General features: G+C 71.4%; 8 protein-coding genes, 3 pseudogenes and 2 riboswitches. Of the genes and pseudogenes, 5 read left to right on the forward strand and 6 right to left on the reverse strand.

From position 1 onward, the window contains the following. Positions 1-205 precede the first annotated feature (205 nt). The 3 genes and pseudogenes from ACWEQO_RS14170 to ACWEQO_RS14180 all read left to right on the forward strand — a co-directional run. Positions 206-1,624: an MFS transporter gene (locus tag ACWEQO_RS14170; protein ID WP_452982629.1), complete on the forward strand. Its 1,419-nt coding sequence runs from the start codon at positions 206-208 to the stop codon at positions 1,622-1,624. A gap of 263 nt (positions 1,625-1,887) precedes the next feature. After that, positions 1,888-2,154 (forward strand): annotated as a pseudogene (locus ACWEQO_RS14175) (erythromycin esterase family protein); the annotation flags it as partial. A gap of 239 nt (positions 2,155-2,393) precedes the next feature. After that, a pseudogene (locus ACWEQO_RS14180) lies at positions 2,394-2,993 on the forward strand (erythromycin esterase family protein); the annotation flags it as partial. Positions 2,994-3,098: 105 nt separating this feature from the next. Here the strand turns inward: ACWEQO_RS14180 and ACWEQO_RS14185 are convergent. The 6 genes and pseudogenes from ACWEQO_RS14185 to ACWEQO_RS14210 all read right to left on the reverse strand — a co-directional run. Continuing rightward, positions 3,099-3,707, reverse strand: a pseudogene (locus ACWEQO_RS14185) (peptidoglycan recognition protein family protein); the annotation flags it as partial. Between the two features lie 231 nt (positions 3,708-3,938). Next, positions 3,939-4,790, reverse strand: a complete 852-nt coding sequence (locus tag ACWEQO_RS14190) for an AfsR/SARP family transcriptional regulator (protein WP_452982632.1) — start codon at positions 4,788-4,790, stop codon at positions 3,939-3,941. Positions 4,791-5,624: 834 nt separating this feature from the next. After that, a complete protein-coding gene (locus tag ACWEQO_RS14195) occupies positions 5,625-6,419 on the reverse strand; it encodes a hypothetical protein (RefSeq protein WP_452982635.1) in 795 nt (264 codons plus the stop codon). A 177-nt stretch (positions 6,420-6,596) separates the two neighbouring features. After that, positions 6,597-7,586 carry an aldo/keto reductase gene (locus tag ACWEQO_RS14200; protein WP_452982638.1) on the reverse strand — a complete coding sequence of 330 codons (990 nt, stop codon included), beginning with the start codon at positions 7,584-7,586 and terminating at the stop codon, positions 6,597-6,599. Positions 7,587-7,771: 185 nt separating this feature from the next. Next, positions 7,772-9,256: a D-serine/D-alanine/glycine transporter gene (cycA, locus tag ACWEQO_RS14205; protein ID WP_452982641.1), complete on the reverse strand. Its 1,485-nt coding sequence runs from the start codon at positions 9,254-9,256 to the stop codon at positions 7,772-7,774. A gap of 310 nt (positions 9,257-9,566) precedes the next feature. Then, positions 9,567-9,658: riboswitch (glycine riboswitch) on the reverse strand. After that, positions 9,659-9,755, reverse strand: a riboswitch (glycine riboswitch). It abuts the riboswitch before it with no gap. Between the two features lie 138 nt (positions 9,756-9,893). Continuing rightward, positions 9,894-10,772, reverse strand: coding sequence for a YceI family protein (locus tag ACWEQO_RS14210; protein WP_452982704.1), 879 nt, complete (start codon positions 10,770-10,772; stop codon positions 9,894-9,896). 499 nt (positions 10,773-11,271) lie between these two features. Here ACWEQO_RS14210 and ACWEQO_RS14215 point away from each other — a divergent pair, with 499 nt between their 5' ends. Both ACWEQO_RS14215 and ACWEQO_RS14220 read left to right on the forward strand, forming a co-directional pair. Beyond that, a complete protein-coding gene (locus ACWEQO_RS14215) occupies positions 11,272-12,024 on the forward strand; it encodes a restriction endonuclease (protein WP_452982644.1) in 753 nt (250 codons plus the stop codon). 519 nt (positions 12,025-12,543) lie between these two features. Then, the gene (locus tag ACWEQO_RS14220) at positions 12,544-12,717 is read left to right on the forward strand and encodes a hypothetical protein (RefSeq protein WP_361462617.1); all 174 of its coding nucleotides are present in this window, start codon (positions 12,544-12,546) and stop codon (positions 12,715-12,717) included. Positions 12,718-12,880: the final 163 nt, after the last annotated feature.

Below are 12,880 nucleotides of genomic sequence, written 5' to 3' on the forward strand. Positions count from 1 at the left end.
GTGATCCATGCCCGCCGCGGGGCCCGTCCGCGGAACCGCTCACTCCACCGGCCCATCGGCACATGCCTCACAGCCACTGTGCAGCAGGCGCCGACGGCGGCAAGGCCGTGAGCATGCGAACAGCACGGACTACCCGACATCAGTAATATGCCCGTTACGGTGGATTTTCGGGTGGACCGCCCGCATACGGGATGGAGCAGGGGCCGTGGCGTTCGCGGAGTCGGCCGGTGGCGGTGAGCCCATTCCCTCTCCCGAACCGGCCCCGGGATCCGCACGACGGCCCTGGGCGCCGCTGCTGGCCGTGTGCGCCGGGTATTTCATGGTGATCCTGGACGTGACGGTCATCAACGTCGCCGTGCCGGTGATCGGCCGGGAACTGTCGGCCTCGCTCACCGGCATCCAGTGGATCACCGATGGGTACACCCTGGTCTTCGCCGGGTTCCTGCTGACCGGTGGCGCGCTGGGCGACCGGCTGGGCAACCGCCGGATCTTCTGCTCGGGCGTGGCGGTCTTCACCGTGTCCTCGGCCGCGTGCGCGGCCGCGCCGAACGCCCCCTTCCTGGTCGCGGCCCGGCTGGTGGAGGGGCTCGGCGCGGCGCTGATCGTGCCCGGTTCCCTGGCCCTGCTCCAGCAGGCCTACCCGGCGCCGGCCGCCCGCTCGCGGGCCTTCGGGCTGTGGGGCTCGATGGCGGGCATCGCGGCCTCCGCCGGGCCGCTGCTGGGCGGGCTCCTCGTCTCCACGGGGGGCTGGCGCTGGGTGTTCCTCATCAACCTGCCCGTCGGCGCGGCCTGTCTGATGCTGACGCTGCGGCATGTGGCACGCTCGCCCCGGCGCCCCGCTCGGTCCCTGGACTGGCCGGCACAGTGCGCGGTCGTGGCGGCGGTGGCGCTGCTGATCGCGGCACTCAACGAGGCCGGACGGCGGGGCTGGTCCGATCCGGCCGTTCTCGCCGGGGTGGGCCTGGCCGCGCTGGCCGCCGTGGCATTCGTGGTGCGCGAGCGGCTGGCCCGGTCTCCCGCCCTTCCGCTGAGCCTGCTGCGCTCTCGTACGATGAGCGGCGGAGCCGCCATCGGCCTTCTGTTCAACTTCGGCTTCTACGGCATGGTGTTCACCGCCAGTCTGGAATTCCAGCACCAGCGGGGCTTCAGCGCCCTGGAGACCGGGCTGGCGCTTTTCCCGGCGGTGGCCATGACCATGTTCGCCTCCGTCCTGTCCGGGCGGCTGACCCGCCGCACCGGCGATCGTCCGCTGGTCTTCTCCGGCATGCTCCTGGCCGCCCTGGGACTGGCCGGCTGGGCCTCGGCGGGAGCCGACCCCGCCTACCCGCTGCTGGTGGTCCCGATGATGGCCGCGGGGTTCGGCACCTCCTTCGCCCTCACCGGATCGACCGCCACCGTGATGAGCGCGGCACCCCCGGCGTACTCGGGGGCCGCCTCCGCCCTGTTCAACACCACCCGCCAGGTCGGCAGCGCCACCGGCGTGGCGCTCGGCGGCAGCCTGCTGGCCACAGCCACCGACTACGGCACCGGGCTGCGCACCAGCATGGCCATCGGCGCGCTCGCCTATCTGACCGCCGCAGGCCTCGCATGGCTGTGCGTGCCGGCGAGGCCCTCGAAGACATAGAGAGCCTTGAGCCACTGCCGGCCCGCTCCGGCCGGGTGACAAGCGGCATGGCGCCGCGCCGCTCGTGTGGCCGGCCGCCGCCCCCAAAGCGGCCGCGGCCCCCTGGCGGTGGGGGACCCGGCACGTCGGAAGGGCTTTCCACGGCCGCCGCCGACCCGCTGCCGGCCCTTTGGACGGCAGTCCGCCCCCCTCTGCACACCACCGAACCCTCGGTGCCCCTCGAGGGCCTGCGCCCCTTGGGGAAGGCGGCCGACGACACCGTGATGGTCGGTGTCGGCGAAGCCGCCCACGGCTCCCGCGACTTCGGCACCTTCCGGCATCGTTCACTCCGGTACCCGGTCGAGCGAAAGGGCTTCCGCTCCTTCGCCCCGGAGGCCGGCTGGAGCACCGGTGCGCGCCTCGACCACCGCCTGCTCACCGGTCGCGGAGACCCCGCCCGGATCATGTCCGAGGAGTTCCAGAACGCCCACCTGCTGCCGCACAGCCAGGAGTACCCGGCCATGATCCGCCGGATGCGCGCGTACGACGTCGCCCACCCCGAGATCCGGTCAGGTTCGCCGGCTGCGACAACGCCTACGCCGGCCCGGAGCCGTACGACCGGGTCGTCGGCCGTGCCCGGCGCGCCCGCCCCGACCCGCTGCCCGTCGTCACCGAGCTGTACCGGGGGCTGCGCTCCCCTGCCCTGCCGGCGAGTGGTTCCGCGCCGCCATGACCGAGCCCTTGGGGGGAACGGCGTGCGCGGGCCGAGCGCACCGGCCGCGCCCCGGCACTGCTCCGTGCCCGCGAGCCTGCCAGGACGAACCATGAACAGAACCCCCCCTGGGCGGTCCGGCACGCCACCGCCGTCGACCAGGGGGCGCGCAGGTACGCCTTCGGCTTCACGGACCCCCGGGCCGTGCCGGCGGCCATGGCTTGCCGAGACACCGTCATGGCGGAGAACACCCTGCGGTGGCACCGCCGAACCGGCCACCGGCCGGTGCTCGGCGGGCACAACAGCCACCTGTACACCAGCAGTTCCCCCCGTCCTGCCCCTCACCCAGGAAGCGGTGCTCCGGCGGCGACTGGGCGACGGCTGCCTGGTGGTGGGGCCCTCCTTCGGCCGGGGCACCGTGCGCGCCCCCGAGCAGGGCTCGCAGAGGCCGCCGACGGGGACGGCAGGTGGTTCGAGGCGGAGCCCGCCGCTCCCGGCTCGGTCGAGCACACCCTGGAGCGGGTGGGACACCGGAACCGGTACCTCGACCCGCGCACCGCGCCCCCCGCCGCACGCACCTGGCCGGACGCGCCCCGGCCCCAACGGGAGATCGGCACGGACTTCCCTCCGCCCGGCGACCGGGTCGACCTGCTGAGATCGACGGACCTGGTGGTGCACCTGCACGAGACCCGACCGAGCCGCCCGCTGCCGCGCGACCGACCAGCTCCAGGCGACGCGACCCGGGGCGCCCCGTCGGAGCAGCCCAAACCCCTACAGAGAAACAGAGGTTCCTGCCAGGGCGGCGCTCAGCCGGTCCTTGATCCGCAGGCGCATCGAAGCCATGGTGAAGCCCAAGGGGTCGATCTTGCCGGGCTGCCACTCCCGGTGGCCGATCACGCTGCACTCGGTCCAGCCGTGAGCCCGGCAGACGGCGGCGGCCGCCTTCTCGATCGCCTCCAGCTGCGCCTCGGGCCAGGGGTCGACGCCGTTGCCGAGGTTGATCGCCTCGAAGCCGTAGAAGTGCCGGTTGCCGTCGGTGTTCGTCTCGTTGTCGGGCGGCAGGGCCACCTCGTCGATCACCGCGCGCAGGACGTCGTCGTCACCGAGCCCCGCGTGGTTGGCCCGACCGTTGCCCACCAGGTGCACGGTGCCGTCCTTGGCGATGACGCCGTGGCACAGCGGGCCGGGCAGGTCGGAGCGGCCGTCGTAGCACAGTTGGACGCTGCCCATGGTTCCGGAGGTGACCGTGTGATGGACCATCACACCGTGCACGGGTCCCCAGGGACCCTTGTGGTTGCGGTTGTGGGTGCGCCACGAACGGTGCTCGACGACGGTGAGCCCTTCGGCGCGCAGAGCACCGAGGAACCGTTCTGCTGACAGTGGAATAGCCATGACTCTCCTCCTCGGGACACGGCTGCACGGGAGACTCCTCACCGGACGGCACTCCGTGAGAAGGCCCCCGAGGAGTCCCGAACCGGCTCCGCCGGCCCGGTGGAACACCAGTGTTCCGGCCGGTGCGTCACCGCCGCGTGACGGTCGTGTGGCCCCGCAGCGGCCGGGCGGAGCCCTCCTCGGGCAGGCCCCGGATGATCATCATGTCGGTGCTCGCCGCTGTCATGCCCCTCACCGTCCAAGACGGCCGCCACCGCGGCGTGACGGGGCGAGGTCCGCGACCAGCCGGTGCAGCCGCTCGGTCGGTTCCAGCCCCAGTTCCTCGTGCAGGCGCCGGGTGTAACGGGTGAAAGCGTGCAGGGCCTCGGAAGGGTTGCCCTCCGCCAGGTGGGCCCGGACCAGGCACACCTGTCCGCTCTCGCGCAACGGGTCGGCGTGCACGGCCGTCTGCGCCGCGGTGACGGCCTCGGCGTACCGCCGCGCCGTGATCAGCCGCCCGGCCAGCGTCTCCAGGGCGTGCAGTCGCAGCTGTCGCCAGCCCTCCGCCTCCAGCAGCACCCAGTCGTCGTACCAGCCGGGCAGCAGGTCGGCGGAGAGGGCGTCGACCGCGTCCGGGACGCAATCGGGGAGCCGGGCGGCCTCGGCGGGGTAGAGGACGCGGTGGGCGGTCCTGCGGGCATGGTGCAGATCGACGGTGGTGCCGCGGGCCAGGCACACCTCGGCCGGGCCGATCTCCAGGGCCCGCCGGCCGGCGTGGTGCAGGCGCGCGAGGGCGGAGCGGAGGTTGGCGTACGCGTGGTCCTCGGGGGCCTCCGGCCACAGGGTTCCCGCGATCAGGGGCCGGGGCACGGCGGCCCGGCAGCGCAGGGCGACGAACGCCAGCACCCGCTCCGACGCGCCGGGAACGGCCACCGGTTCCTCGCCCACCCACAGGCCGAAGCCGCCCAGGACACCGATGCGCGCCCCGACCCCGCCCCGCCCGGAGACCGCCGGACCGGCAACGGAGGCGGCCGGGACCGGGACGGTCTCCCGCGGCGCCCGCCGGCCGACCGCGCCGTGACCACCCCGATGTCCGTTCTCCATGCCCCCTGCTCACTCCCGCAGAGACGCAAATCCGGTCACAGGTGCCCCATGTGCCCCCACCCACCATGCTCCGCCCCCCACCCCACGCTGTCGAGCCGCTCGAAGACGGCGAGGCACTCGAACCCACCCCCCGTGCCGGGCCGACCCGGACCGCCTGCGCACCATGTCGAACACCTTTTCCTGCCGCGGCCCGGTGGGATTGCCACCACTCGGGCCGGCGACCACGCCGACCAGCGGTCCGCACCCGCTCTCCCGGGTGTTCAGCGGCGCGTCCCTGAAGATCGTGGCCGGGATCTTCGGGCAGCAGGACGCCCAGGACCAGGCCGGCCCGGCGGAGGCGGCGGAGGCAGCGCACCGATCCCGGGCAGGCCGCCCCGTCGTACCCGGAAGGCCTCCTGCGACACGGCCGGGCCCGACGTACCCGGGAAGCACCGTCCGGCCCCGTGCCGACGGGTCGCTGATGTACTTCTCGGCTGCTGCCCGTTCGAGACGGTCCCTTCAGCGGGTGTTCCGGTCGTCCAGGCCGTCCAGATCGTCCTGCCCGAGGTCCGGGCGGTCCGGTCGGCGGATGAGCCGGGTTGCGAGGTGGTAGGCGAGGGTGACGTCGTCGTACCTCCGGCCGGGGACGACTCTGCCGGGGAGGTTGATCCGGTCGCTGTGGGACGTTGATTCACGTTCACCCGTGCCGGGGAAACCGACGGCTGTCCGTGGGCTGTCCGTGAAGCAGAGGTGCTCGGACCGGACTGTCGCCCGGAATGAGATGTCCGGTTCCGGGTCCCGGCCTCCGGCGGTGGTGGGCCGGCCGGCGTCCTGCGGCTCGGGGGTGTCAGCCGTTCAGGGTGGCTCGTCCCGCCTCTGAGTGGTGCGACGGGCGGGCCGAGGTGCTTCCTTCCCGTCCTCGCCGCGGGCCCGGCGCGGGCGGGCGCCGCTCTTGCTCCGGGCAGTCCGGTCCCGGCCCGCGGTGCCGCCCACCGCCTCGGCCACATCACCGGCAGCGTCGCCGGCGCCCTCACCGACATCGCCGACGGCCCGGCTCGCCTCGGCGCCGACGTCCTCCACCGCCCGCCCGGCGCCGCGCCCCACGTCGTCGACCGCACCGCCGGCGCCGCGCCCCACGTCCCGCACGGCGGATCCGGCGCCCCGGCCGACGTCCTCGACGGCCTTTCCCGCGCCCGTGCCCAGCTCACCCACGGCTCGGCCAGCGCCGCCACCGACGTCCTGCACGGCGGAACCGACCCCGTGTACCAGCTCCTGGACGATCTCCGGGTTGCGATCGAGCGTGGTCAGCACCCGGTCGACGATCGTCACGACGTTGTCGAGACGCACCTTGAGCTGGGCCTGCGCCTCCACACCCGAGATACCCAGGTGCACCCGGCCGAGCGTGACGTCGGCGCCCACGTTCAACTTCAACAGGTCCAGCACCTCGGCCTGCAGCGAGACATGCGCCCGCAGGTCCTCCACGTCCAGGTCGATCTGGTCGACCTTCAGCACAGGAACGTCGAGGAAGACATCGGGAGACGCGTCGGTCTCTTCGCGAACCGTGGCCGCCTCGTCCTCGGTGCCGGGTCCGCCGTCGTCCGGGCCGTGCTCCTCGACGGGGTCCTCGTCGTACTCGGCGTTGTCCTGCATGGGTCCGCCTCCGTGAACTCGCCGGGCGTTTCGCACCTTTTGGGGCATTGTGGTGTGCAGGTGTACGGTGCGGTGCTGCCGGTCGCAGGGGAGCCGGAGGTCGGCCGGATCCGCGCGCATGCGAAGGAGCCACGCCGCCGCCGGACGCAGGACCCGGCAGCCGCTGCCGCGCCCCGGCTAGCGATCGACGGTTCGCATCCCCGCCTCGTCGTACCGCTCACCCGCCGCCTCGGGCAGCTCCGCGTCGATGCGGGCCAGGTCGTCCTCGGTCAGCGCAATCCCGACCGCGGCGGCGTTCTGCTCCAGGTAGGCGCGGCGCTTGGTGCCCGGGATCGGCACCAGGTGCTCGCCCCGGGCCAGCACCCAGGCGATGGCCAACTGGGCCGGGGTCACGTCCTTCTCGGCGGCGATCTCCTTCACCTTCGCCGCCAGCCGCAGGTTCGCCTCCAGGTTGGCGTCCTGGAAGCGCGGGTTCTCCCGGCGCCAGTCGTCCGCGTCCAGCTCGTCCGGCGAGGTGAACCGCCCGGCGAGGAAACCGCGGCCGAGCGGCGAATACGGCACGAAGCCGATGCCCAGCTCCCGGCAGGCGGGCAGCACCTCGGCCTCCACGTCCCGTGACCACAGCGAGTACTCGGTCTGCACCGCGGTGACCGGGTGCACGGCGTGGGCGCGCCGGAGGGTCTCCGCACTCGCCTCGCTCAGGCCGATGTACCGCACCTTGCCCTCGGCGACCAGTTCGCCCAGCGCGCCGGCGGTCTCCTCGATGGGTACGTTCGGGTCGACCCGGTGCTGGTAGTACAGGTCGATGTGGTCGGTACCCAGCCGCTGCAGGGAACCGTGGACCGAGCTCCGGACGTGCTCGGCCGAGCCGTCCTGGGGGCCGACCGTGCTGATGTCCCCGGGTACGGCGTTGTCCATCCGGTAGTTGAACTTCGTCGCGATCACGTACTCGTCGCGATGCCCCCGGATCGCCTCGCCGATCAGTGACTCGTTGGTGAGCGGCCCGTACATCTGCGCGGTGTCGAGAAAGTTCACCCCGAGGTCCAGGGCGCGCCGGACGGTCGCGATCGCCTCCTCCCGGTCGGTGGATCCGTAGAAGGCGGACATACCCATGCACCCCAGGCCGATGGCCGATACCTGAAGGTCCCGCAGACTGCGCTTCTGCATGCCGTCTCCCAGTCTTTTCCGCACCCGCGTTCATCGGTCGGCCGACACCGAGCCGCTCATCCATTTAGCGACGGATTCCGCTCCCCGGCATCCCGTGAGAGGCGCCGGACGACACGGGCACCGCTGCCTCCAGGCACGCCGCGGCCCTCCCGGAACCTCGGTTCCGGGAGGGCCGCGGCGTCACCTCAGTGCAGGGGCTGTTCCGGGGAGCCCGTCACTGCCGCCGTCTGCCGGGCCTGACGGCGGCGGTGACGGAGCACCGTCCACGCGATGCCGAGGACGACGAACCACACCGGGGTCACCAGCAGCGCCTGCAGGGTGTCCTCCTTCTGGGTCAGCGCCCAGACGAGGAACGCGAAGAAGGCGAGTACGACGTAGCACATGACGACGCCGCCGGGCATCTTGAACGTCGACGCCTCGTGCAGGTGGGGACGGCGCCTGCGGTACACGAGGTAGCAGATCAGGATGATCGACCAGACGAACATGAACAGCAGGGCCGAGATGGTGGTCACCAGCGTGAAGGCCTCGATGATCGAGTCGCCCATGGTGACCATGACGACGCCGGGGAGCAGGAAGAGACCGGACAGGAGCAGGGCGTTGACCGGTACCTTCCGGGAGGTGAGCCTGCCGAACCGTGCCGGTGCGTCGCCTTCGTGAGCCAGGCCGTAGACCATCCGTGAGGTGGAGTAGATGCCCGAGTTCGCGGACGAGGCGGCGGAGGTCAGTACCACGAAGTTGATCACGGAGGCGGCGATGCCGAGGCCGGCCAGTGTGAACATCACGACGAAGGGGCTGCGGTCCGGGCTGATCTGGCGCCAGGGAGTGACGGAGATGATCGCGATCAGGGCGACCACGTAGAACAGCATCACGCGCACCGGGATCGAGTTGATCGCCTTGGGCAGGTTCCGCTCCGGGTTCTTGGTCTCCGCAGCGGTGGTGCCGACCAGTTCGATGCCGACGAAGGCGAAGGTCGCGATCTGGAATCCCGCGACGAACCCCATGGGACCGGTGGGGAAGAAGCCGCCGTCGTTCCAGAGGTTGGAGAAGCTCGCGGTGGTGCCCCCGGGCGCCTGGAAGCCGCCCAGCACCATGCCGAATCCGACGACGATCAGCGTCACGATGGCGATGATCTTGATCAGTGCGAACCAGAACTCGGTCTCACCGAACGCCTTCACCGTGGGCAGGTTCAGGACGATCAGCAGGACGACCGCCGCGAGCGCCGGAATCCACAGCGCGAGCCCTTCCCACCAGTACGACACGTACCCGGCGATCGCGATGACGTCGGCGACACCGGTGACGATCCAGCAGAACCAGTAGGTCCATCCCGTGAAGAAGCCGGCCCACGGTCCGAGGAGGTCCGAGGCGAAGTCGGCGAAGGACTTGTAGCGCAGGTTGGAGAGCAGCAGCTCTCCCATCGCCCGCATCACGAAGAACAGCATCGCGCCGATGATCATGTAAACGAAGATCACCGAGGGGCCGGCCAGTGAGATCGTCTTGCCCGATCCCATGAACAGGCCGGTGCCGATGGCGCCGCCGATCGCGATCAGCTGGATGTGCCGGTTGGACAACTGCCGGGAGAGGTGCTGTTCACCTGTGGGGGAGGAGGGCTGTCCGGGATCCGCCTCGGGCTTCGGGGCGGTGGTCGGGACGGCTTTGCTGCTGTTGTGCATGTGCGAACCTCGTGGATCTTCGGTGCGTGCGGGCCGGGACAGGCGTGTCCTGGAAGACGACCGCACACGTATGAGGGGAGCGAGTGGGCACAAAGAGTCGGCATGAGTGAGGGAGCGACCGGCGGGAAAAGTGCCGGGCACGCCGAACACGCCTTCAGGGAGCGTGGGCCCAGGAGGGCCGTGGGGGAGAGCCGGAGCTCAGTCGGGATGCCGGCGGGCGGCAGGCGGCCGGCGGTGGGGTAACGAGAAAGCCATCGGGGGGTCCTCAGGAGTCGGGCACGGGCAGGAACCCGCGCTGCCGAGCGGAGCCTCCCCCTCTGTCATGGAGCCTGAGAGCTTCGCCGCGGAGGTCCGCGGCTTGCACCGTGGGCGAGGCACGGGAGCGCCTGCTTTCCAGAGGTGCCTGCCCGAGCGGTAGGGGTGCCTGAGAGTTTCCGGGGAGGTGTTGCTCCTTCGGCGCCCGGGTCTGGCTGACCCGGTGCTCTCCCGCAGCGGGATGAGCGGCGATGTGAGGCTAGGCCCGCACCGGCGGCCGGTCAAGAGCTGCGAGAACGATGATCGTTTACTGCCGGGCAGGGCGGTGTTCCAGGACCGTGCCGCCTTCCCGAGGGCGCGGGCGCGGGGGCAGGCCGGCCGGTCAGCTCTGGGGTACGACCTGCACGTCGATGTCGACCCGGATGGTGGGGCCGACGGCGGCGATACCCCGCGCCAGCATCGTCTGCCAGCTCACCTGGAAGTCGTCGCGGTGCAGTTCGGCGGTGGCCCGGCAGACCGCCCGGGCCTCGCCCTGCATGCCGTTGCCGAGCCCGAGGTACTCCACGTCCAGCGTGACCGTACGGGCCACCCCGCGCAGCCACAACTCGCCGATGACGTCCCACCGGTTGCCGCCCCGGGGCACGAAGCGGTCGCTGTAGAACTCGATGGTGGGAAACCGCTCCACGGCCAGGAAGTCCGCCGACCGCAGATGGTCGTCACGCATCCTCATGTTGGTGTCGATGGATCCCGCGTCGATCACCACGTGCATCGCCGTCTGCGCCGCGTCGCCGGCGATCCGCACCACCCCGGCGAAGGAGTTGAACCGGCCGTGCACCCGGGCCATCCCGATGTGCTGTGCGGTGCAGACGATCGAGGAGTGCGCCAGATCGATCTCCCAGTCACCCGGCGCGGGCATCTCCAGCGGCTGTGCCGCCTGCAGGGTCACGTCGCCGAGCGAGGTGAGGGAGTTCTCGGTGACCGTGCACGGCACCCGGTACGGCAGGTACCCCCCGGCGGACACCGTGAGCCGGTACTCTCCCGCCGGAATCGTGGCCACGAACGATCCGAAGGGATCCGTCCCACCCTCGACCAGTGTGCGTCCCACGGTGTCGTTGATCGCGTACCGGGCGTTCGGCACCGGCTCGTCGGCCGGGCCGAGAACCCGGCAGCTCAGCACCCCGGCATCGGAGGGAGTCTGCACAGCTGCCAGGGGGCCTGTCTGACGCTGTTTCGTTCTGCTTGCCAGCCAGCGGCCCATCATGTGCGACACCCTCTGCATAACGTCAAGAACACCGATCGCCGGACGCACATTCGATCACCCCCGAGGCTTTGGATGCAATAGGCAGCTACCCTGGGCCCTTCCAGTCCGGCCGCGTGGCCGGGGACGCCGGCGGACGAGGTCTGCACGGCACGACGAAGCTCCCGGCGGACAGGCTCTCGATCAAGATCACCCACCCGCCCTCGGCTCCTCTGTCCGGTCACCCCCTTCGACGTCTGACGAGACGGCCCGGGGCCCGACGTCGGACCTTCATGGTGTTCTGTTGCTGCTGGTGTCGAGTCGGGGGATTTCCGGCCATCTGGGGCTGGTTGGGGTGTGTGAGGAGCTTCGCCGCCGCTCGTTCGTGAATTCGTGGGTTCGTGAAGGTGGCCGCAGTGCCGTGTCCGGTCGTACTCGGCAATCAGCCGCCCACATGACCTCCGGTCCTGGGCAGACGGAGGAAGTGATCTTTGCATCGATCCCGAGGAGGGGACTCATCACCGTGGCCGCCCCCGTACGTCGTACGCCGACCGTGAACCGCCGGCGCGGGTTCGACCTGCGCTCGACAGCCTTCTTCTTCGTCCTGCTGGCCGTGGTGGTGAGCGTCCTGGGATTCGGGGCCCGCACGGCGGTCGGCATCGCCGAGCGGCATCCCGGCTGGGCGTTCGCCCTGCTCCTGCTGGGTGCCGCAGGCGTCGCGGGCCTGGGACGCCGTCTTCATCTGGCGAGAGCGGCACGACGGGCCGCGGCCGCGCTCGACGAGGCGGCGACGGAGGCGGCCGAGGCGTGGGAGACCGCGACCGTTCCCCGGCCGCGAGTGGCTTTCGACATGGACGTCGACATCGACTATGACGCCCTGGATGCCGAGGAATTCGAGGCCGCGGTCGCCTCCCTCTGCGAGCGCGACGGCTGCTCCGGTGTGGAAGTCGTGGGCGGTGCCGGGGATCTGGGCGCCGACGTTGTCGCCGTGTCGCCCGAGGGGTGGCGGGTCGTCATCCAGTGCAAGCGCTACGGCGACTCCCACCGGGTCGGTTCTCAGGACATGCAGCGTTTCGGCGGCACCTGCTTCGCCATCCACGAGGCCGACGTCGCTGTCCTGGTCACCACCAGCGACTTCACCGCGCCGGCGGTGGAGTACGCCGAGCAGTGCGGAATCGTGTGTGTGGACCGGCAGGCGTTGGTGCGCTGGGCAGAGGGAAGCGGGCCCCGGCCCTGGGAGGCCGTGAAAGCCGTTCGGGACGCCGAAGCCCGCTGACACCGGTCAGCGCCGGTGGACTTCGTCCAGCAGCCCTCACCGTCGTCTTCCGCACCGCCCCCGAAGACGTGGAACAGATCCACGTCACCGCCGATGACCCCTGGCGCCGCGGCGCGGGCCGCCACGCCTACCCGCACGACACGGTCGCCTCCTGGCCGGCACCGTCCGCCTGGCCGGCACCGTCCGCCTGGCCGGCACCGTCCGCCTGGCCGGCACCGTCCGCCTGACCGGGACCGCCTGCCCGCACCGCAGGCGTCAGCGACCCGTGAGCGGCTCGGTCAGGTGCCGCAGAGCGCTGCCGGGCGGCTCGATCGACGGGTGGACAAGCGCGAAGCCCTCGGCGGACACGGGTACTTCCGGCCGGGATGCGTCCACCGAGGGCTTCGCCGTCACCGACAGCCACTGGCCCCCGACCACCGCACATCCGGACCGGGTCGGGAACAGCCCGATCGTTGTGCCCCGGCTTGCGGAGGCGATGTCGGGGCATACGTGCTTCACCCGTCAGAGAGGAGCCTGCTCATGCTGGGCATAGTGGCTGCGGTGCTGTTCTTCTTCGCGTTCTTGATCAACGCGGCGGACATCGGCACCAATGATGTGTTCTCTTCGACGAATGTGATGCTGCTGGGACTGACCGCCCTGGCGCTGCATGTGGCGGGGATCGGTGGCGGCCTGGCTTCCAGGAGCCGACGCTGACCCTGGGCCCTGCGCCCCGCTGACGAGGGCTCGGGGCAGTGCGAACACCACGAGCCCCCTTCGCGGCCGGCCTTGCCCGCGTCAGCCGGTTCCCATCAGACGCCCGCATGTCGATCTCGATCGCGAGCCCGCTGCTCCGCCGCACCGAACGACGCCATTCGGC

This window comes from Streptomyces sp. NPDC004051, from assembly GCF_053604275.1.